Genomic DNA, 21383 nt, shown 5'->3' on the forward strand with positions numbered 1-21383 from the left:
TTATTAACCTAATAATGTCCTGATTATTTATTGTACAATAATAGATTACTGTTTAAAAATTAACCAATAACAAAGAGTGATATCTCACTAATAAAACTTAACATCTTGATTAACTGAAGAATTGATTTTTAGAATAGTGATGTTTGCCCATTTAGAATCTGGTCAAAATTAGAGTTGATGTAGGGAAGGATAGATTCAGCAATCGGCTTAATTTGTTTTTCTACATAATGTGAGCGATTAAAGTCTGATGTTTTAAATTCAATCAATTCAGGACCATTTTGAGTGATAACATATTGAATCCAGCTTCCTTTTTTAGGTGTTTTTTCTGAAAATTTAACATGAACTTTTAATGCGGCTTGCGCATGAGGTGGAATGTTTTTAACATATTCACTAATGTGTTGCCTTAAACGCTTTCTATATATCAGTTGCTGATCAAAGTCCCCTTTTAGCGTTTTAGTAACATAGTCTTTGATATATGATTCAACTTCTTCCCCATCAAATATTTTCCGATACAAGGTCATTTGAAAGTTTCTTGCTAATAAAGTCCAGTCACTTCTTACTGTTTCCATGCCTTTAAATACAAGTTTTTTTTCATCAAGATCGCTACTAAGTCCTTTTTTAATTATTTGACCAACATAACGTTTTTTTGAACCTTTTAAATCACCTCTGATAGTTGGCATGAAGAATGGGCTATAAAGTGTTTCGAATTCAATTTCTAAATCACTTTTTAAAGCATATTCATTTTTCAACTTTGATTTCCAATTTAAATTTACTTCAGTTGCTAACTGGCCACCTATTGCATTACATTGTTCTTGCGTTAATTCATCATCGAGTTTAATAAAAGTTGAATCAGTATCACCATAAATGACCTCATAGCCTTGTTTTTCTATCCAAAGCTTTGTTTGCTGCATGATTTCATGTCCGCGTAATGTGATAGAACTTGATAATCTGGGATCATAAAACCTGCACCCTGTAGATCCCAAAACACCATAAAAACTGTTCATAATAATTTTAATTGCCTGAGACAACATTTTATCATCATGTTTTTTAGCTTGATCTCTCGCTCGCCAAAGTTGCGCTATCAGTTTAGGTAAATGATGTTTATATCGTGAAAACCTGGCATCGTGGAAGCCATCGACAACAGACTCTGGATCCTGTAATTCTTCTTTTAACCCTTCAATCAAACCCATAGGATCAATTAAAAAAGTACGAATAATTGATGGATATAAGCTTTTAAAATCAAGTACGATGACATTTTTATAGAAACCTGGTGTTGAATTCATAACATAACCACCAGGGCTATCAAAGTTCACAGGACTGTCACCTAAATTAGGTGCAACATAACCACTTCGGTGTAATAAAGGTAGATACAAATTAACAAAAGCAGCTACAGAGCCTCCCATTCGCTCCATATCCAAGCCAGTCAACTGAGTACGAACAATTGCAAAATCAAGCAACTTTTCTTTTACAAATATATCCCAAACCAATTTACAATCTTGCAGGTTATATTTTGCTAAAGAAATTTTGTCTTCTTTAAATTGGCGTTCAATTTCAGCCAAACGATCATCTGTTTCTATTAGTTTTGATTTTCCTAAAATTTCACTCGAAACATGGGCCAAACTAAAACTCATAAATTGATAAGTCGCATTTTTCATCAAATCAATGCCATCTAAAATAATACGCCCAGGTACCAATAATTTACCAACTATAGATTGTTTAAACTGTACTTTAGTTGCAGTACGACCTAATTTTAATGAAATATCAAGTTGTTCAGCTCTCTTGTAAAGTAGTGAAAAATCAAAATCAATGACATTCCAACCAATAATTACATCAGGATCATAAAAAGCTATTTGTTTTTCTAATTCAATAAGTAGCTCAGTTTCGTCTTTAACCCAAATAATACCTTTTTCTTTTTGCCTCTTACCAACCATGATCACCAATGAACATATATCTGAGTATAAACCCACCGAAAATAAAACACCTTTACCACTGCATTCAATATCTAATGAAAGCATATTCAATTTAGGTTTAGTTTTATTTTCAACCGATGTCATTTGTGCATTGTTGATCTCTATATAACCTAACTTTTGTTTTGCTAAACCTTTTACCCAAACAGAACCACATATAAATCGCTCCATCAAAAAACGATCGCAATGACGAATATCAGCTTCAAATAAAGTAATAAATTCTGTTTTAAGTATTTCTCTAGCATTATAAAAAGCCTTCAAATTACTAAAATAAAAACCATGAAGTTTTTGCTGTGAAAAGTTTTTTAATTTTAAGCTCTTACTTTCAAAATTAATTTTCTGCTTGAAAAGTAGATCACATGCTTTTGATGCATGCTTGTCTAATACAAAAAATACTGCTTTTTCATCTTTTACAATCACTTTTACAGGGCCATGATCAGATGCTAGCCAATAACATAAAATTAATCGGCCATTTTCAGTGTATTGTTGCTTTGAAAGAATAAAGCCTTGTAATGTTTGTTGTATCAAAAACCCGTTCCATTTAAACTGATCACTGTGATTATATACATAACTAGGTTGCTGTAACATGCTCTCTGATGCTTTAAAAAAAACAATACGCAAAATTCACCAGCAAGTTGCAGATAATTTAACCGATTACAAACCTCGAAAAAGCCAAAATTATTTAGTAGCAGAAATAGCAAAAACGCTGTCAGGGGAATATCATAAAAGCCAACGTATCTGTGTAATGGAAGCTGGCACTGGTACTGGAAAATCTCTAGCTTATTGTTTAGGTGCCTTACCCTATGCATTAGCAAATAAAAAAAAGTTAATCATTTCGACTGCGACAGTTGCATTGCAAGAGCAATTAATTGAACAAGAATTACCATTTTTTGCTAAAAATTCAGGGCTAGACTTTCAATTTGATTTAGTAAAAGGTCGACATAGATATGCTTGTGCACAAAAATTAAAAGCTTCGCTTATTGAAGAACCTGAACAACTTGGTTTTATGCCGTTATTAAAGTCACCATTGAGTGAAATGGAAAAAAAGTGTCTTGAACAATTAGTGAGTGCTTACACAACAAGTAAATGGCATGGAGATCGTGATGCCTGGGCCGATACTATTCCGGATAAGGTATGGAACTTGGTTGCCGGAGATAAACACTCTTGTCAGAGACAATTAGCTGAACATCAGCATTGTCCTTTTCACAAGGCGCGAAATCGCTTGGCACAAATGGACGTTTTAGTCGTAAACCATAGCTTACTCTTAGCAGACTTAGATTTAGGGGGAGGGAAAATTTTACCTGAACCGTCTAAAAGCATTTATGTTATTGATGAAGCACATCATTTACCTAAAATAACTCGTGACTTCTCATCCGCATCTGCAACTGTGAAAGGCACTTTAGAATGGCTAGACAAGCTGGCTAAATTTAATCAAAAATTGTCAAATACGATATCAACGCAACGTGCCATTGGCATGAATTTCAAATTAGCAGATGCCATTACAGATACCCAAAAAGAACTAAAAAAAGCCAGGGATATATTAGATGGCCTAGATATTACCTATAATGAAGATGACGTTTACCGCTTTAAAAATGGAGAATTACCAGAACTTTTAACCAATTTAAGCAAAGATTTAAGCGACTCATCACATCTTGTTTCTAAACATTTAAATAAAATGCATGAAGCATTAGTACTTGATGTAAATGATGGTGATGTTAAACCTCATAAAGCAGATCCGATTTTGGCCGAAAGCGGTGTGTATATTCAGCGTATTGAAAACTTAAATAAGCTTTGGAATAATTTAACTAAGGGCACAAGTTCATCACCTCATGCTCGTTGGATCACCCAACAAAATTATAAAAACCATCACGACCACTTGTTAGCCGATAGCCCGATAGAAGTTGGCTTTTATTTAAAAGACAAGCTTTGGCAAGAGTGTGCAGGCGCAGTTTTATGTTCAGCTACCTTAACCGCTTTAGGGAATTTCGACCATTTTGCTTTTGAATCAGGCTTAGCAGGTGAAGAAGGTGTGAAGTTTTTAAAAGTGCCCTCTCCTTTTGACTACCCTGAACAAGCACAATTATTATTACCCGATATAAAATGTGAACCAACTGATAAAAACTTCACCAAACGTTTAATTGAAGCCATGCCTGACTTTATCAAAAAAGAAAAAGCGAATTTAGTTCTATTTGCATCTTATTGGCAAATGAAAGAAGTTGCCCAAGGCTTAAGAACAAAAGGTTATAATTTATTATTACAGGGTGAGTCATCACGTGAATATTTAATTAAACAACATAAAAAAAACATAGATAAAAATAAAGGTTCTATTCTATTTGGTACCCAAAGCCTCTCAGAAGGACTTGATTTACCAGGTAAATATTTAGAAAACCTCATAATTACCAAAATTCCATTTGCGGTTCCGACTTCTCCTATGGAAGAAGCGCAGACAGAACACGTACAAAATAAAGGGGGTAATCCATTTTTATCTATCACAGTACCCGAAGCCTCAAAGAAATTAGTGCAAAGTTGTGGTAGACTGCTGCGCAAAGAAAAAGACTTTGGGCGGATTGTTATTTTAGATCGCCGTCTTATCAGTAAGCGCTACGGTAAAGCCATGTTAGATGCATTACCCCCATTCACAAGAAAGATAGAGTATTAAATTTAAGTGCTAGAACTCGCTTTAGACCCTTCAACTTGGGCAATTTTATGTACTGTGGCACTGGCCGCGGGTTTTATTGATGCAATTGCAGGCGGCGGTGGCATGTTAACAGTACCCGCTTTACTAACTGCTGGTTTACCACCTCATATTGCTTTAGGCACAAATAAGCTTGCTTCTAGTTTTGGTTCATTAACTGCTAGCATCACCTACTTTAAAAAGAACTTATTTCAACCTAAATTCTGGTTGAAGTCGGTTATAGCAACAGCAATAGGTTCCCTCATTGGCACTTTAGTTGTCGATAAATTGAGTATCGACTTTTTAAATAAATTATTGCCATTTATTATTATTTTAGTCGCTTTATATAGCTTATTTGGCAAGTTGAGCCCAGAGCAAAAAACAAAATTACCTGAAATAACCTTAGGCCTCAAAATAAAACAAGTCATTCAAGGCAGTTTATTAGGCTTTTTTGATGGCTTAGCAGGCCCAGGAACAGGCACTTTTTGGACGGCTTCAAATTCACTTTTATATAAAATGAATTTATTACTCAATTGTGGTTTAGCCCGCTCAATGAATTTTGTTAGCAATTTTATATCTTTAATTGCTTTTGTTGCCTTAGGTCATGTTAACTTTTTATTAGGTGCGACCATGGGCGCATTTTTAATGTTAGGTGCTTGGATTGGAGCGCATTCAGCAATAAAATTTGGCAGTAAAATTATTAGACCTATCTTTAATACCGTTGTAATCGTTTTAGCTGGTAAACTTGCTTATGAGGCGTTTATTTAAATGAAAGCGCAAGCAGTAGAGCGTTTAAATATTCAAATTGAAAAAATTAAACTTGATGCGCAACACTTTGATAATGAAAAATGGTTTGATAAAAATCGATATATGAAATCAAAACGCAGATTATTTGATCTTAGGTTATTTAATACCCGAAGTATGATTTTGTTAGATTATGTTAATGAGCTTTCTGAAACCTATCACTCTCTTCTAACTATATCGAATCAGCAAAGTTATGAATATGTCATTGACAGATTAACGGCTCAATTAGAAGCCGTGATCCGAGTATTAAAATCAACTTCCGTTTGGCAAAGTGAGTTAACGACAAATAAATTGGTGAAAAATAAAAGTCTTTATAAAAAAACCATGAAAAAAGAGACTAAAGCTTCACATCCGCTATATCACGAGCTAACCAAAAATAAAGAATTTGAAAGACGTTTACTTGCGATGATCGCAGAAAAAAAAACAATATTACACAAATCAATCACAACTAATAAAAATGAAATAAGTAAAGATATTTTAGCAACCCAAGGTCGTTTAGAACGGTGTCGCAAAGCAATTAGCCTAACAGAAGATAAAATAAAAAAATTGAGATAACCAAATAAACCATCAAGTAATCCAAAGGTTATTGGTATCGGTTAGATTTCCCATTAATTTTGGTATAAGCTGATAAAGTATAATGAATTTAGTATTCACTTTTTTCAACATTATAAAAATAAAATTTCATGTTATATATGGAGCGTTAGATGAAAATGCATGATGATATACATAATTATTATGAAAAATTAGTGCTTGATGAAATCATCAAACAAAAATTAAATGAAACAATCGACGTTGATACTTTAGCTGATTTTTGTTGTACCGTGCTAAATCAATTACCACCCAGGTATATACGTTATGAAGTTGATATGGCTTTTTATTTACCTCAGTCAGAACGTGTGCAGATGGAAAATAAAGTCAAAGCTGCTATAACAGAGTCGAGAAAATTAATCTCAATGAGAAGCCACAGTGAATAAATCTAGCTTAGAGAGTGCACCTAAACATATAAAACTTGCGATAGATTTAATCATGCTATTAGAGCAAGAAGAACTTGAGTCTCAAGTTGTTTTAGACGCACTAGAAGTTGTTACCAAGGATTTTAAAAAGAAGGTAATTCAGATACCAAGTGTTTAACTTAGTATCTGAGTTATTTTTATTAAACTAATAAAGTTATTCAGAAAAGCGTTTAAAAATAAGCGATGTGTTTATACCACCAAAAGCAAAGTTATTGCTCATTACATGATCTGTGTTTATTTCACGGCCTTCATTTTTAATATAATCAAGATCACCACACTGTGAATCAATCTCTTGCAAATTTAATGTGGGTGAAAACCAATTATCTTGCATCATATTAATACTTGCCCAGGCTTCAATACTGCCACAAGCGCCTAATGTATGTCCTAAATAGCTTTTTAATGAACTTACCGGGACTTTTCCTAATACATTGGCAGTTGCATTTGTTTCAGCAATATCGCCTCGTTCAGTCGCTGTGCCATGAGCATTTACATAACCTATTTTATCAGAACTAATTTCAGCATCATTGAGTGCTTCTTCTATTGCAATTTGCATCGTTGCTGCTGTTGGTTGCGTTACATGTGCGCCATCTGAATTACAGCCAAAACCAACTATCTCAGCAATGATATTTGCACCACGGCTTTTAGCATGTTCGTATTCTTCTAAAATAAGTGTACATGCGCCTTCACCTATCACTAAACCATCACGATTTTTATCAAATGGTTTTGGTGTTTCTTTTGGTGAATCATTTTTTATACTTGTTGCATACAAGGTATCAAAAACAGCCGCTTCTGTTACACATAGCTCTTCAGCACCACCAGCAACCATTAATTTCTGACGACCAAATTTAATGGCTTCATAGGCATAACCTATACCTTGGGAACCAGATGTACAAGCTGAACTTGTTGTGATCACCCGCCCTTTTAGACCAAAAAATACGCCAACATTGACAGGCGCTGTATGAGACATCATTTGAATATAACTTGTTGCAGTGACGCCATTCATGCAACCAGTATCCATCATACGGCCAAAAGCAACTAAAGGCTCTGTTGAACCTACAGATGAGCCGTAAGCAATACCTGTAGTTCCATCGGTTAAAGATGCATGCTCTAATAAACCAGCTTGTTCAAGTGCTAATTCTGTTGCACGAGTGGCCATCAAGGAAACACGACCCATAGAGCGGACCATTTTACGTTTATAATGACTTGGTTTTTCAAAATGTGTGATAGGCGCAGCTAAACGCGTATTTAAGCCATCAAGTTTATCCCACTCATTAATAACTTGAACTGCATTTTCACCTTTTTCAAGGTTCTGTTTAAAAGTTTGCCAATCATCACCTAATGCTGTGATGGCCGACATACCTGTTACAACAACACGTTTCATTATATTAATCCGCCATTCACTGAAATCACCTGACGTGTAATATACGAGGCACCATCTGAAGCTAAAAATGAAACAGCAGAAGCGACTTCTTCAGGCTGACCCATACGTCTTAAAGGGATCATCTTTTTAATTTCATCAACAGGTATATCTGCTGTCATATCTGTTTCAATTAAGCCTGGTGCAACACAGTTTACAGTGATTTTTCTTTTGGCTAACTCTAAAGATAAAGCTTTAGTGGCTGCAATAACACCACCCTTTGCGGCTGAGTAATTTACTTGGCCACGATTACCAGCAATGCCCGATACCGAAGCCATAGTAATAATACGACCACCTTTTTTAGCTCTTACCATAGGCATCACAACCGGGTGAAGTACATTATAAAAACCATCTAAGCCAGTTCTTAATACACTATCCCAATCATCACCTTCCATAGCTGGAAAAGCCATATCTCGCGTAATACCCGCATTACAAATCACACCGTAGTAACAGCCATTAGCTTCAATATCAGACTCTATTGCTTGCTTAACAGCTTCTCTATCACATACATCAAATTGTAATAGATTAGCTTTTTGTCCTAAAACTTCAATTTCAGCTTGTGTTTGTTGTGCTTGTTCAATGCCACTGCGACAATGCACTGTAATATCAAAGCCATCTTTTGCTAATTTAAGTGCGATTGCTTTACCTAAACCACGACTTGAACCTGTTACTAATATTCGTCTACTCATTATTCTCTTTGCCTGAGTTGATATTTCAATTTTTTATTATTTAAATCTTAACAGCACAATACGTCGAGCGTTATGCTTCTAAATTATTATCTAAAAATGCCATAGGATCTTGAGGTTGAAACACATTAATTTTAGCTTGTGCTAATACTTCATTTTTAGAAGATGTTATCTCACATTCAAATACACTTAATCCAGACTCTTCTTGATATAACTGCTCAACTTTAACGCGCAAAGTGTCATTTAATGCAAAATAAGCTTGAAATGCGGTGTATTTCCTTGAACCCAACAAAAAGCCAATTTTCACTTTATTGCCGTTATCTAATGCCAAAGCGCCTGCATAAGCGGCAATTGCCTGCGCCATATATTCAGTACCAATATAATTAGCGACCCCTTTTTTAGCTTCATTATAAAAAGGGCTTTTTTCTGTAATTGTAACATCACACACACAGCCATCATCATGATAACTGTTTAATGAATCAATTAAGATCATAGGTGCTTGATGCGGTAATACAGCTTCAATGCTGTACTTCTTCATATTATTTTCCTAACACTAGACTAAGGTTATTGCCGCCAAAAGCAAAGGAGTTGCTCATACAATATTTTAAAGATGACACCTTTTGGCCTTGGCTTAAATTAATTTCTGGTAAGTTTGAGTCTTGTTGCTCATAACCCACATTGGCAGGTATTTCATTATTGCTGTTAATATCACTTAATAAAAGCCAACAGATTGCAGCTTCAAGCGCCCCTGCAGCACCTAAAGTATGGCCTGTCATGCCTTTAGTTGAACCACAGAAAACATCATTACCACATACAGTGTGCATAGCTAATGATTCCATTTCATCATTTTTTACAGTTGCAGTACCATGCAAGTTAACGTAATCAATTTGTTTGGACTCTATTTGCGCCATATCTAATGCTAATTCCATTGCAGATATCGCCCCACTGCCGTCTGGTGAAGGTGAAGATACATGATAAGCATCAGAAGTTTCACCAAAGCCCATTAATTGAATACCAGAAGCTGTCGAATGAATCACAAATAATGCAGCGGCTTCACCTATATTAATACCATCACGACCTTGTGAAAATGGCGCACATTTACCATTGGATACCGACTCTAACGATTTAAATCCATTTATAGTCAACCTAGCTAAACTATCAACCCCACCCGCAATAACAATATCAGCAATATCAGCTTCGATCAGTGCTTTTGCACTCACTAACGCTTTTGCACTTGAAGAACATGCCGTTGATATACTATAAACAGGACCCGTTGCTTGGCATAAATCAGCTATAAAATGTGCCGGAGCAATCATTTCTTGCGTTTGATAATGAAAATCATCAGGGTATTGTTCGCTTTGTGCTAGTGTCTTTCTTGCATTTTCACCTTCTGCAATGCCTGAGGTGCTAGTACCAATTATGACTGCGATTCTTTTTTTATCTACATTTTTAGCCAGTTCACTAAAACTGGACTCTATTTGCTTAAATGCATGATACGCCAACTGATTATTTCGTGATGAATGACGTGATGAAGGTGCTTTTAATTTATCATCTAAGTTCAGCGCAACATGCCCAACAAACTGAGGCTCAGTTAAAGGTAAACTCGTATCTTTTACCAAAGCATTTGCATTGCCATCTATTAAACTCTTTAAAACTGCTTGTTTAGATTGGCCAATATTACACACTATACCAACATCTTTAAGACAAATGCCCACTGTTAATCCTCACTCAAGTCTGTAATTGTGATCTGATAATCTCTTAATTTATGCTGTAAAAAATATTGCTTATTTTTTTTCTCAATTTGCATTATTAATTTATCTTGATACATCAAGTTTCTTTGCCAGTCTGAATTTAAAACAGCGGTTTGTATTACAAAAGCAGCATCAGATATAAGAGATGATTTTAACTGTTTTAATGGCCAATTAACCCATTGTAAATCCGCAACAATATAGTTTAAATCAACCCCGGGTAGCGGCACATATTGTGTTATTTCACTGGTTTTATTAGCGAACCAAACCAAGTCAAATAGCGGCACACCCGATACACTCATAGCTGCAATTGAAATCTTATTTTTTGCATACTCTACCTGGGCAATTAAACTTTTAGTTTCATTATTAAATTGCACTTCAATTAAATGCGTATGAACCACACCAATCAACTCGGTTGGAGGCGATGATAAGCTAAAGCTTACATTATTAGATAACAGCACTTGCCTTTGGGTAGGCACAGATACACAAGCCGATAGCAAAAAAAGAAAAACGCTAATAAAGTATTTTAATTTCATGGCTGACAAATTTGAGCCAATACATTTACCCTACGCTCACTTTCGCTCACATAAGGGTTTTTATTATCCCAAGCATAACCTGCTAAAATAGAGCTGATCATATTGCGAATTTTTTCATCTTGCTGCTCATGAAAAATAATATCTTGAAAACGGCCATCATACCAAGACTCAACAAAAGTTCTAAAAGTATCTACACCATACTTTAACTTATCAGCATACTCACTTTGCCAGTTAACTTGCTCACCATTAAGTTGCTTTTCAATTAACGGCGCAGCCAAAACCGCTGAAGATAGCGCAATTGTCACTCCTGAAGAAAATACAGGATCTAAAAATTCTCCCGCATTGCCCAAAAGCGCGTAGTTTTCACCAAATAACTGGCTCACATTAGCTGAATAACCTTGAATACTTCTCACATCTTGAATTGGTTTAGCATTTTTTAATAAAGTCTTAAGGTTAGGATCTTGTGATAAAAAGTCCAACAAGGTTTCTGATTCAGACTTTGCGTCATCAAAATACTTTGGTTCTGCGACAACACCAATACTCGATGTGCCATCAGCAAAAGGGATCAGCCAATACCAAATATCTTTATATTCTGGGTGAACCGTAATTAATATTTTATTTCGGTCAAAGTTTTCTTCATTAATATTATCTTCAAAATGGGTAAATACAGTTTTTCGCATTGGGAAGTTTGATGGTTTTTCTAAATCCAACAATCTTGGTAAAACACGACCAAAACCACTGGCATCTAATAAAAATTTTGCATTAACATTGTATTGTTGGTTTTGCTCATTTAATACAGTTAAACATACATCGGGTTCAAGCCTTTCAACAGATTCGACTTGATGACCATAACAGATCTCCACGCCTTTTTTGTGTGTTTCATCGGCTAAAAGTTTATCAAATAAACCCCGCTTAACTTGGAAAGTAGTCCCAGGTCCCTCAGTAAACTTTTGTGTAAAATCAAAAGCACTATCATTGCCAGCACGATGAAATGCCGCCCCATTTTTAAATTGGAAACCTAATTGTGCCACATTATCTAATACAACTTGTTCAAGTTCTGCTTGTTGTAAAAATTGCATGCATTGCGGTAATAAACTTTCACCAATAGAAAATCGCGGAAAATACTGTTTCTCAAGAATAATAACGCTCAATCCTTTATTAGCTAGGATAGAGCCCGCAACAGCACCCGATGGCCCTGCACCTATGATCACAACATCGTACTGCTTATGTGTCATTTAAATTTCCTTGTTTAATTTTTTTATTTGGTCGCGGGAGGTTTGCACTCATAGGTGCGATTAAAAATGTAAATGTAATACCAAACATCACTGTTGAACCAAAGCTTTGCACGGCAGGTGTTTGACTAAAAGCCAACATGCCAAAAGCGAGTATGGATGACAGCGCAGATAAGGTAATTGCTAATAATGTAGGTCCTTTAATACCTTGCTCTTGATAAAAAATCACATAATCAATTGCCAACGCTAAAATTAATAAAATACCTAATAAGTTAAATATATTTAAATGTTCAGAAATTAAATTTGTAAAAATTACAGCACTAACTGCACTTAGCCCTATCGCTAATGTGCTTAATAGCCCCTGTTTAATACCATAACGGGCAATGAGCACTAAGGTGATAGCTAAGAAAGCGATTAATAATAAGTTTATTAATTCTGACCTATATTGAGATAGCGCACTAGATACGTTTTTAGCCGTATCATAAAGCAAGATATCTTGCTGCTGAGATAGCCATTTAGTCGTGTTTTGATTAAGTTCACCTTTAACACTGAACCATAACGCATACCCTAATTCGTGTTGCACGATATAAATATCTGCAATATCAGATAACGGACCTGCTTTAAAAATTTTATAAGTCAGCGCATTAAATTCAGTTAATGGATCTGATAAGCCTAACTGTGCCAGCCCTAAATCAAACACTTTATTTTGCTCTGCTTTATTTACTAATTCATAGTGTAATTTTTGTTTACTGGGTGAAGGTAATAAACCAAATAACCCTTTAATATCTAATTGGGCTTGTTCAGATTTTAATTGTGTTATTGCGTATTCTTGCTTTTGTAATAACGCTTCAATTGTTGGTGCATAAACAATAATGCGATTAATGGATTGCATATTAGACAAGTGAGACATGGTTTTTTCATTTTCCATTAACCAAGCTGGGCTTGAGTTAAGTAAACGAATATCATCATTAAAACTCACTTTATATATTGCTATAAAACCTATCGCCAATAAAGATAATCCCAATAAAATACCAGTTCGATGCTTTATAAGGTATAAATTAACAGTTTTAAGACGCTCGCTAGCCTGAGTTACTGAATACTGCACTTTTAATTGCTCATTTTGTTTTAATTTAGGCAATACTGCTAATACAGTTAACAAAGCACCCAATAAACCAAAAATCATAAACACAGCTACTTGTGTCAACAATGCCATAGGTGAACTTGCTATCACTAAATAACCTAAAGCTGTGGTAATAAAGCCTAACAGTAATGGCGTTATTAAGGCTTTTGCGCTGTGGTGTGTATTTGCATGAACAAATGTATGAAAACAGTAATCTATCACAATGCCAATCAAGGTCACTGCAAATACAAAACTTAATAAATGGATGTCATCAAAAAATAACATCAATCCAATACCGCCATAAATAATGGCTAAACTGATCACCCATAAAGCGATAAATAAAGGGGTTATAGAGCGAAAAACAACAAGTATTAATAAAATAATGCCTATTAACGAAATAAGGCCAAAAGTTGATATTTCATCTTCTGCTTGTTTACTCGATTGGGCGGTATGAAACAAAACACCGCTATAAATCAGTTCAACATTAAATTCACTTTTAATACTCAAAAATACACTTTGTAGCTGCTGTGAAATCAACTGACTTTCTTTAATTGAAAACGCATCAGTTGCTATCGTCAGTGATATTAAATAGTAGATTTTTTCATTGAGTTCAGCCGTTATTAAACCCTGCTTTTGTTTGTAACTTGTCAGGTTATTAAACTCAGTATTTAAATATTCGGCCAAGGCTAATCGAGGTGAAAACGCAATAGTCTCACTTACAAATGGGTTAGCCATTTGTGTTACCTGAGATAAAATAAGGCTTTGCATTTCAGATTCATCATCTAACGCTTTTACATATTGCGCTGTTAAAAAATTATCTTTAAAGGGTGCATAAAATTGGCTAATTTGAGCAATTGATGGCAACTGTTCAGTATGAATATCAACGGATTCTATTTGATTTAGCTTTGCCACTAAAGCGTTATGGGCTATAAGTACTTTTTCACCCGTTAATGCAACTGTTACTTTTTTCTTAGCTTGCCCAAATAAAGCCTGCTCTGAGCTTAAAAGTGCCTTTGAGATTTGTGTATTTGGTAGGATAGACAAAACATTTGTTTGTACTTGCCATGAACCAAAAGCAAATTGATAACCACCTAAAAGCAGGATTAAAAGTAACTGAGTAACATAAAGCTTCTGAAAATTACTGTAACTGAGCACGAATAGCCTCAGGCATAATTGCATTTTCATGATAAGTTAACTGAATTTCAGTTTTATTACCTTTAGATTCAAATAACTTAATTGACTCTGGCTTTAAACCGCCACAGATGTCTATCTTAGTAATAGCTTGGCGCAATATCTCTTGCTTTGGTTTTAATTCAAGGCAATCATTACCTTGGTGTTTAAGCAGCTCAAACTCATTTTTTAATGCGTTAATATCACCTGAAATAGCTTTAATTAAAACCGATGCTAAAGTACCACCACCAACAATGCTTTTAATATTGCCATGATGATCTTTTTCCATTAACTCACCCGACTTTAAAAATATCGCTGAATTAACAGGTTTAATAGTTTGCCAATAAAAACCAAGTTTTTGATCTAAATAAAAATCACCTGATGATTTTATTGGTCGCGTTAATATTTTAAAAAACTTATTTTGCTCAAACGTGCCTGCAATCAAATTTGGCTTCATTAAGTTTTTTTCTGATGACTCATTTGAAGCGGCAGTTGAACTGAAACTCAACGACCCTATTATCAATAAAAATAAGTAACTTAAATGCTTAAGCAACATAGTTTTTTGCTCTTAGTTTTATAGTTAAAATATCAGGGGAAACAAACTGCATTTCTTTTGTCTGTAAATCAACTGCAACTTGCACTGTATGTGCTTTTGTCAATTTTTTACCTGTCAATTTACAACTGATCAAATACGCTATTTTAAGCCTTGATTCATATTCAACTAAATGTGCATCAACTGTGATCATTTGTGCAAATAATGCAGAGCCAACAAATTTTGTTCGCATATCCACTATTGGCCAAACATATCCAGAATCTTGCATATCTAAATAATCGAAATCAATTTTTCGTAATAAAGCACAACGCGCTACCTCAAAATAGCGCGCATAATTACCATGCCAAACCACTTGCATCGGATCGCAATCATGAAAGGGTATTTCAATATCTACCGATGCCGATAGAATTGCATTTTTAGTCATATATACCCGTAGCCTTTTATAATTCGGGTTTCAGAGTTTGAGGGGGAAACCAGCTCAAGGCATCACTAGCAGCCAATGGTTATTCCCTTAGCAATAGTGATAACGTAGAACTGGCTTTCCCCTCAGACTCCCTTTGGGCAAATCAAATCTAAGTCATATTCGTTGTTGTGAGTGCTAAAAGAGTACATATTACACCTCATTTTCACATCTAGAACCGACCTTAGATTTGAATTGCTGATATCTTACATTATGAATGGTTACGGGTATAAACTCCATCGCTGCGTTTGGATCGCATCAATTGTAAAGCGTAAAAGTTTATCTAATGGTCTATCTTCCACTAAAGGTTCAAAAAAGCCACATACATCATCGTACATCTGCATAACTTGTACAGGTAAGGTATCGTGGTCAAGCTCGCCATTTTCGATTCTTATTCTAACGCCCTGAATAGCAGCTAATAAGGTGCTAGCAAGTACTTGCTCTGTTAGTTGTAAAACTCGCATTGCATCGCGTGCTGCAATCGTACCCATGCTCACCTTATCTTGGTTATGACATTCTGTAGAGCGAGAAAACACACTTGCCGGCATAGTATTTTTTAATGCTTCTGCGGTATAAGCTGACGCACCAATTTGCACAGCTTTAAAGCCATGGTTGATATAACGACGCTCATCACTACTCATAGATAAATTAGAAGGCAAACCATTGTTATATCGGGTATCAACTAAAGAGGCGATTTGTCTGTCGGCTAAATCTGCCAAATTAGCAACTGCAGTTTTTAATGAGTCCATTACCATCGCAATATGACCACCATAAAAATGCCCGCCATGTAAAACATGCTCACCAGGGCCATCTATAATAGGATTATCATTTGCAGAATTAAGTTCATTTTCAATCATTTGACGGAACCAAGGCAATGAGTCTTGTAAAACACCAATCACATGGGGTGCACAACGAATAGAATACCTATCTTGTAATCTGTCGGCATTTCTTGGGTGATCAACATGGTTTAAATCATTGCGGATCCAAGTAGCAACTTGTTGTTGCCCAGGATGTGGTTTTACTGAAAATAAAATATCATCAAAGTGATGACTGTTACCTTTAAGTGCTAAGCTAGATAAAGCCGTAATACGAGATGCCAATTTAGTTAAGTATTCAGCGCGGCTATATGCAGTACAGGCTATTGCAGTCATAACAGCTGTGCCATTCATGATAGCTAAACCTTCTTTCGGTCTCAAAGTGACTGGTGTTAAACCTAAACTTTGCATTACCTCTAAGCTATTTTTAACTTGGCCTTTATAATACACATCACGCTCACCGACTAATGCACCTGCAACATAAGATAATGGGGTTAAATCACCACTGGCACCAACAGAGCCCTCTTGCGGGATCACAGGCACAATATCGTGGGTTAAAAACGCTTTAAGTAGATTAAGTAAATCCCAACTAACGCCTGAATACCCTTGAGATAAAGATGCTAATCGTGTTGCTAAAATTGCCCGTCCTTCATATGGACTAAACATTTGGCCTAAACCACAACCATGAAAGCGTGTTAAATGAAGTGGTAGCTCATTCACTAAATCTAAAGGTACGTTTACCGTAACAGAGTCACCATAACCAGTCGTCACACCATAAATAACACCATCTTCTTCAAGTAAGGTATCTAAAAATTTAATAGCTGAATCTATTTTATGGCTAAATTCTGGCGAGCGACTTAAACATGCTTGTTTTTTTTGTGACGCGATTGCTACGATATCTTCAATAACTAAACGTGACTCACCAAAATTGACTGTACCTGAACTTTCTAGCACTACTACTACTCCATTTATTTTTTGCGTTCTACTTTTTGATCATCAGACCAAAAATCAAAAAAATTAAACCATTGAAAGGGATATTTTAAACAATAAAACTCAAGTCGCTTGGCATAATCTATTACTGCTTTTTCTAGCTTTTGTTGACGTTCTTTTCTTGGCATTTTCAAAGTATCTGCGACATGTTCAAAAATAACATGATACTTTGAGCCCTCTTTTAAACAAAAAAGATAATATACAGGGCAATCTAACAAAGCAGCCAAAATAAAAGGCCCTTGAGAAAAAGCCGCTTGTTCACCTAAAAAGTCGGCATATACGACACGCCCTGGTGTACTAACACTCGTACGATCACCTACTATTACAACGACTTCACCATTATCTATTCTTTCTTTTAATAAAATAGCTAAGTCTGCGCCTACATCTGATACTTGAATTAAATCAACATTAATATCAGGATTAATCTGCTGCATTACTTTATTAAATTCAACAGCATGATGAGTAAATACCAAAACATTAATTCGCGTTTGATAACGACCTTGGCTAAGCGCCCTGCACACTTCCAAATTACCTAAGTGAGAGCCGATAAAAATAGCGCCTTGCTGCTTTTCTTTTAAATCATTAAAAGCATGCTCTTTGCCATAAATAATATTTTTTGTGGTAATTTTACCAGTCCATGCATCTATCTTATCAAATGCGCCCAGCGCAAATGTATAAAAGTGTTTAATTCCCTGCTTATGACCTATTTTTTTTGGCCAACTTTGGATCTTTGCTACTCTATTTAAATACTGATTCGACGCTAACCGACCTTCTCTCCCTGTAAAATACAAATAAACAATTACAGGATATAAAATAATTGATAGTACTTTTCTGCCTAGTAAACGATAAATCACAAATAAGGTTTTCATGCCAAAATAAGTACCGCGTTCTTGGGCTTTTGACCAGTGTTTATTTCCAGACTTTTCAGACATAACTAATTTTTAAACTTTCTAAATATTAATTTAGGGCTGCGTAATAACATGCCAAAAAATAAGCGTGTATGCATCCATGAAATTAATACGTTATCTTTGAAAGGCTGAAAATGTGAGATCCCATTTTCTGGGTAATTCACTTTAGTTTTAAAAAACGCTACCGGCACATTAGCCCAATATAAGCGCACCATGACTTCGGTATCAAAATCCATACGTTTGCCTAAAGCAACTTTATTCATTAAAACACATGTATCGTTAAGCGGATAAACACGAAAACCACACATAGAGTCTTTTAATGACAATGATAAAGTTTCAATCCAAACCCAAACATGAGTGATATAACGACTATAAAAACGATGTTTAGGCACTGATTCATCATAAATTGGCATACCAGAGATCAATGCACTTGGTGAGTTTTTTGATAAATGTATTATTTTTTTTATATCAGTTAAATCATGCTGACCATCAGCATCAACTTGTATGGCATGAGTAAAACCTAAGTCATGGGCTAATGCAAAACCTGTTTGCATCGCGACGCCCTTACCTTGATTTATTTCATGGTTTACCAAAGTTAAAAAGTCGTATTTGTTATTCAGTTTTTCAAATTGCCTTGTTACATCACTATCACTGCCATCATTCACCATTATCACAGGTAAATTAAAGTTTTTTAATTCAAGCAATAAATCTTCAATCACTAATACATGATTAAAGTTTGGGATCACAAAACAATAACTCATGAAAGCGTATCAAAAACAATGCGACCAGAGGCATGTTTTCCTTTATTCGACGAATAATAAAAAGTGATTTTTTGCTCAGACTTTTGAGTCAGTTGCAAAGTTAAATTTTGCCCTGGCTCTATTACAACTTGAAACTTTAAAACTTCAATATCTTTGACATCACAATCAATATTAAACATTTGTTTGGCATACATAACAGCCCAATCAAGCTGTACTACGCCTGGCAGTATCGGGCTTTGAGGGAAATGACCTTTAAAGTAATCTAAATTGACAGAAATAAACAGTTCAATTGTTGCGTCAGTATCTTGTTTTTCTTTGCTAATTACTTCTGGGCTGATATTTATTAAATCAGTCAAACAACACCTCTAACTCTTTTTGTACTAATTTACCTTGAGCGTTAAATGGTAATTCATTTAAGTAACGCCATTTTTTAGGTAAACTAATACGTTCAAATTCTTTTAATAAATGCGTTTTAAAACATTCGTTTAATGCGCGCTTATTGCGATCACATAGTATTTTTCTTGCGATGTCATTTATTGCAATTACAGCAACTAAACTCGGCCTTTTACTGTTATTTAAAATAAAAACTTTGGCCTCTTTTATTGCTTCATGACGTATTAATGCTTGTTCCATATGCTCTAAATTAATACGCTTTTCTTCTAACTTAATAGTACGATCTGAGCGCCCTTTTAATACAAAGTGGGTATCATCTACTTTTTGTATTAAATCATCTGTTAAATAAGATTCATCTGCCATAAAGGGTGATGATATCTGCAACCTTTCACCTAAGTCTTCAAAAGGCACACTATTATATTTTATTCCTTGAAATAACATCCAATCATTCGGTGTTGTTTTATCACAACGACGCCAAGCAATGCCCCCAGTTTCAGTGCTGCCAAAAACCTCTATTGGCGCGATACTCATTTGCTTATTAAGCAGTGATGACACATCAAATGCTAAAGGACCGCCAGAACTAAATATACACTCAAACTGCGTTTTAACTTGCAGTAGAACATTATCTTCAACTAAGCGTTTTAAATGCGCAGGACTTGCTAATAAAGTCACTTGTTTGCTTTTATTTGCTTTTAAATAAGCCTGTATATGCTCTGGATATTCAAATACTTGATTTAATATTTTAATACCAAACCTCAGAGGTAATAAAATCTTAAATAACAAACCATAAATATGCTGATGAGATACCGTACTTAATACAATATCAGTTTGTGATAAAGGAGTTTCAAAAGTACTTTTTAAAGTTTCGATTTCTTTTAACAAATAACGGCTATGTTTAACTATTGCTTTTGGTTTGCCTGTTGAGCCAGAAGTATAAAAAGTAATTTTACTATTTAAACTATCAAACAACTTAGGAGCTATTTTATATGAGTTTTCTAGCTGTATATTATTGTTAAAACTGCATTTAATTTGCGGGATATTTAATAGTGATATTTCTCCCATATAAGCATCTGCACTTTTAGATATCTGATTCAGGGTTTCTTGTTGTGAATTAGGCGGCAATAAAATATGTTTTTGCTCTAGCAATAAAGCAAAAAAACAAATTGAAAACTGATAACTATCACTATGATAAAGCAATACATTTTCAAACTGAGTTTGACGAATAGTTTGCCTTACACTTTCTACTTGAGTACAAAAAAATGACCAAGTAATTTCTTTATCACCCTCTAAAAAACAAACTTGAGACATACTATTACACAGCCTCTTTTTTATGCTGCTTTTTAACTTGGAGTCGCACTAAAAATTCAATCCCCATAATGCAAGCCATTATAATATAAGATATAAATCCGTTATAAATCATCCAGGTTTCAAGACTAGTGAAAAATGCAGTATAACTTGAAATTACAGCATTGATAACAAAAAAAACACACCAAACTAGGGTGACATTAGCAGTATATTTAACACCCTTATCATTTAAATCAGGTTCTTTTAAACGTGCAAAGGTTTCAATCAATGTGGGAGGTTTAAAATATGAATATAAAAATACGCTCAGCATAGCGAAGCTAATTAAAATAGGATAAATTTTAAAGCCGATGAAAGAGTTAGTAAAGGTACTGATTAAAATGCCAGCGCCACCAAGTAGCGATGCGGGTAAAATCCAAGGCATTTTATTCAAAGCATTTTTCATTAAAAATACTCTTAATATTAAAATGCTTAAGATAATAATAGACAGCCATTGAGGGCTAAAATAATTCAACCCAAAGTAAACAGCAAATGGGTATAATGCCAGAAGTATACCCACTACTATTGAAGTTATTAATTTCACTTAGCTAAAATCAACTTCTCAACTTCAATAACCACATGCTCAACGGTTCTGACTAATTTAAATGCTTCAGGATCAATTTTTTTACCTGTTATTTCGCGTAATTTAACCACTAAATCAACTGCATCTATGCTATCTAAGTCTAAGTCTTGATATAAGTTTGCTTCTAAGCTGATATCGTCAGATTCAACTTCAAAGTCATCAACCAATATTTCAACTAAAGTATTATAAATTTCGTCTCTTGATTTCATAAT

At 34.8% G+C, this 21383-nt stretch carries 22 protein-coding genes; 5 read left to right on the forward strand and 17 right to left on the reverse strand.

Annotated elements, in window-relative coordinates:
* Nucleotides 1–128 precede the first annotated feature (128 nt).
* The gene (locus BM088_RS06650; protein WP_342742232.1) at nt 129–2495 is read right to left on the reverse strand and encodes a DNA polymerase II; all 2367 of its coding nucleotides are present in this window, start codon (nt 2493–2495) and stop codon (nt 129–131) included.
* Between the two features lie 58 nt (nt 2496–2553).
* On the opposite strand from BM088_RS06650, the gene dinG reads away from it, so the two are divergent.
* The 5 genes from dinG to BM088_RS06675 all read left to right on the forward strand — a co-directional run bounded on the left by dinG (nt 2554) and on the right by BM088_RS06675 (nt 6576).
* Nucleotides 2554–4626 (forward strand): ATP-dependent DNA helicase DinG, encoded by a 2073-nt coding sequence (dinG, locus tag BM088_RS06655; RefSeq protein ID WP_091982066.1) that lies wholly within the window; start codon nt 2554–2556, stop codon nt 4624–4626.
* A 6-nt stretch (nt 4627–4632) separates the two neighbouring features.
* Nucleotides 4633–5409, forward strand: a complete 777-nt coding sequence (locus tag BM088_RS06660; RefSeq protein WP_091982070.1) for a TSUP family transporter — start codon at nt 4633–4635, stop codon at nt 5407–5409.
* The gene (locus BM088_RS06665) at nt 5410–6000 is read left to right on the forward strand and encodes a primosomal replication protein (RefSeq protein ID WP_091982075.1); all 591 of its coding nucleotides are present in this window, start codon (nt 5410–5412) and stop codon (nt 5998–6000) included.
* A gap of 149 nt (nt 6001–6149) precedes the next feature.
* Nucleotides 6150–6419 carry a late competence development ComFB family protein gene (locus BM088_RS06670; protein WP_091982078.1) on the forward strand — a complete coding sequence of 90 codons (270 nt, stop codon included), beginning with the start codon at nt 6150–6152 and terminating at the stop codon, nt 6417–6419.
* The gene (locus BM088_RS06675; RefSeq protein WP_091982082.1) at nt 6412–6576 is read left to right on the forward strand and encodes a DUF2496 domain-containing protein; all 165 of its coding nucleotides are present in this window, start codon (nt 6412–6414) and stop codon (nt 6574–6576) included. Before BM088_RS06670 ends, BM088_RS06675 begins: the two co-directional genes overlap by 8 nt.
* Nucleotides 6577–6612: 36 nt before the next feature.
* On the opposite strand, the gene BM088_RS06680 is transcribed toward BM088_RS06675, so the two are convergent.
* The 16 genes from BM088_RS06680 to BM088_RS06755 form a co-directional block, all read right to left on the reverse strand.
* Nucleotides 6613–7839, reverse strand: a complete 1227-nt coding sequence (locus tag BM088_RS06680; protein WP_091982085.1) for a beta-ketoacyl-ACP synthase — start codon at nt 7837–7839, stop codon at nt 6613–6615.
* Nucleotides 7839–8564 (reverse strand): 3-oxoacyl-ACP reductase FabG, encoded by a 726-nt coding sequence (gene fabG, locus BM088_RS06685; protein WP_091982088.1) that lies wholly within the window; start codon nt 8562–8564, stop codon nt 7839–7841. The genes BM088_RS06680 and fabG overlap by 1 nt, the downstream gene beginning before the upstream one ends.
* 70 nt (nt 8565–8634) lie before the next feature.
* Nucleotides 8635–9099 (reverse strand): ApeP family dehydratase, encoded by a 465-nt coding sequence (locus tag BM088_RS06690; protein ID WP_091982090.1) that lies wholly within the window; start codon nt 9097–9099, stop codon nt 8635–8637.
* Nucleotide 9100: 1 nt separating this feature from the next.
* Complete coding sequence (locus BM088_RS06695) at nt 9101–10276, reverse strand: beta-ketoacyl-ACP synthase (RefSeq protein WP_091982091.1); 1176 nt, start codon at nt 10274–10276, stop codon at nt 9101–9103.
* A 2-nt stretch (nt 10277–10278) separates the two neighbouring features.
* Complete coding sequence (locus BM088_RS06700) at nt 10279–10845, reverse strand: DUF3261 domain-containing protein (RefSeq protein ID WP_091982094.1); 567 nt, start codon at nt 10843–10845, stop codon at nt 10279–10281.
* Nucleotides 10842–12080, reverse strand: a complete 1239-nt coding sequence (locus BM088_RS06705) for an NAD(P)/FAD-dependent oxidoreductase (RefSeq protein ID WP_091982097.1) — start codon at nt 12078–12080, stop codon at nt 10842–10844. Before BM088_RS06705 ends, BM088_RS06700 begins: the two co-directional genes overlap by 4 nt.
* Nucleotides 12070–14352 carry an MMPL family transporter gene (locus tag BM088_RS06710; RefSeq protein WP_091982099.1) on the reverse strand — a complete coding sequence of 761 codons (2283 nt, stop codon included), beginning with the start codon at nt 14350–14352 and terminating at the stop codon, nt 12070–12072. Before BM088_RS06710 ends, BM088_RS06705 begins: the two co-directional genes overlap by 11 nt.
* Nucleotides 14336–14923 (reverse strand): LolA family protein, encoded by a 588-nt coding sequence (locus BM088_RS06715; protein ID WP_091982102.1) that lies wholly within the window; start codon nt 14921–14923, stop codon nt 14336–14338. Before BM088_RS06715 ends, BM088_RS06710 begins: the two co-directional genes overlap by 17 nt.
* The gene (locus BM088_RS06720) at nt 14913–15344 is read right to left on the reverse strand and encodes an acyl-CoA thioesterase (protein ID WP_091982106.1); all 432 of its coding nucleotides are present in this window, start codon (nt 15342–15344) and stop codon (nt 14913–14915) included. The genes BM088_RS06715 and BM088_RS06720 overlap by 11 nt, the downstream gene beginning before the upstream one ends.
* Before the next feature lie 257 nt (nt 15345–15601).
* Entirely contained in the window at nt 15602–17149 is a 1548-nt protein-coding gene (locus BM088_RS06725) for an HAL/PAL/TAL family ammonia-lyase (RefSeq protein WP_091982109.1), read from the reverse strand.
* A 14-nt stretch (nt 17150–17163) separates the two neighbouring features.
* On the reverse strand, nt 17164–18117 hold the full coding sequence (locus BM088_RS06730; RefSeq protein WP_091982113.1) for a lysophospholipid acyltransferase family protein: 954 nt from the start codon (nt 18115–18117) through the stop codon (nt 17164–17166).
* Nucleotides 18118–18119: 2 nt separating this feature from the next.
* Nucleotides 18120–18854 (reverse strand): glycosyltransferase family 2 protein, encoded by a 735-nt coding sequence (locus tag BM088_RS06735; RefSeq protein WP_091982116.1) that lies wholly within the window; start codon nt 18852–18854, stop codon nt 18120–18122.
* Entirely contained in the window at nt 18851–19210 is a 360-nt protein-coding gene (locus BM088_RS06740; RefSeq protein WP_091982119.1) for an ApeI family dehydratase, read from the reverse strand. The genes BM088_RS06735 and BM088_RS06740 overlap by 4 nt, the downstream gene beginning before the upstream one ends.
* Nucleotides 19203–20555, reverse strand: a complete 1353-nt coding sequence (locus BM088_RS06745; RefSeq protein ID WP_091982122.1) for an AMP-binding protein — start codon at nt 20553–20555, stop codon at nt 19203–19205. Before BM088_RS06745 ends, BM088_RS06740 begins: the two co-directional genes overlap by 8 nt.
* Nucleotides 20556–20559: 4 nt before the next feature.
* Complete coding sequence (locus BM088_RS06750; RefSeq protein ID WP_091982125.1) at nt 20560–21132, reverse strand: COG4648 family protein; 573 nt, start codon at nt 21130–21132, stop codon at nt 20560–20562.
* Nucleotides 21129–21380 (reverse strand): acyl carrier protein, encoded by a 252-nt coding sequence (locus BM088_RS06755; protein WP_091982127.1) that lies wholly within the window; start codon nt 21378–21380, stop codon nt 21129–21131. Before BM088_RS06755 ends, BM088_RS06750 begins: the two co-directional genes overlap by 4 nt.
* Between the last annotated feature and the right edge of the window lie 3 nt (nt 21381–21383).

The organism is Pseudoalteromonas denitrificans DSM 6059, assembly GCF_900112265.1.
GTDB lineage: Bacteria > Pseudomonadota > Gammaproteobacteria > Enterobacterales > Alteromonadaceae > Pseudoalteromonas > Pseudoalteromonas denitrificans.

Excerpts from the sequence above, each read along its gene's own strand:
- BM088_RS06720 (WP_091982106.1), bottom strand. The coding sequence starts at position 15,344 with ATGACTAAAAATGCAATTCTATCGGCATCGGTAGATATTGAAATACCC.
- BM088_RS06745 (WP_091982122.1), bottom strand. The coding sequence starts at position 20,555 with ATGTCTCAAGTTTGTTTTTTAGAGGGTGATAAAGAAATTACTTGGTCA.
- BM088_RS06730 (WP_091982113.1), bottom strand. The coding sequence starts at position 18,117 with ATGTCTGAAAAGTCTGGAAATAAACACTGGTCAAAAGCCCAAGAACGC.
- fabG (WP_091982088.1), bottom strand. The coding sequence starts at position 8,564 with ATGAGTAGACGAATATTAGTAACAGGTTCAAGTCGTGGTTTAGGTAAA.
- BM088_RS06705 (WP_091982097.1), bottom strand. The coding sequence starts at position 12,080 with ATGACACATAAGCAGTACGATGTTGTGATCATAGGTGCAGGGCCATCG.
- dinG (WP_091982066.1), top strand. The coding sequence starts at position 2,554 with ATGCTCTCTGATGCTTTAAAAAAAACAATACGCAAAATTCACCAGCAA.
- BM088_RS06700 (WP_091982094.1), bottom strand. The coding sequence starts at position 10,845 with ATGAAATTAAAATACTTTATTAGCGTTTTTCTTTTTTTGCTATCGGCT.
- BM088_RS06755 (WP_091982127.1), bottom strand. The coding sequence starts at position 21,380 with ATGAAATCAAGAGACGAAATTTATAATACTTTAGTTGAAATATTGGTT.
- BM088_RS06715 (WP_091982102.1), bottom strand. The coding sequence starts at position 14,923 with ATGTTGCTTAAGCATTTAAGTTACTTATTTTTATTGATAATAGGGTCG.
- BM088_RS06680 (WP_091982085.1), bottom strand. The coding sequence starts at position 7,839 with ATGAAACGTGTTGTTGTAACAGGTATGTCGGCCATCACAGCATTAGGT.
- BM088_RS06665 (WP_091982075.1), top strand. The coding sequence starts at position 5,410 with ATGAAAGCGCAAGCAGTAGAGCGTTTAAATATTCAAATTGAAAAAATT.
- BM088_RS06735 (WP_091982116.1), bottom strand. The coding sequence starts at position 18,854 with ATGAGTTATTGTTTTGTGATCCCAAACTTTAATCATGTATTAGTGATT.
- BM088_RS06670 (WP_091982078.1), top strand. The coding sequence starts at position 6,150 with ATGAAAATGCATGATGATATACATAATTATTATGAAAAATTAGTGCTT.
- BM088_RS06690 (WP_091982090.1), bottom strand. The coding sequence starts at position 9,099 with ATGAAGAAGTACAGCATTGAAGCTGTATTACCGCATCAAGCACCTATG.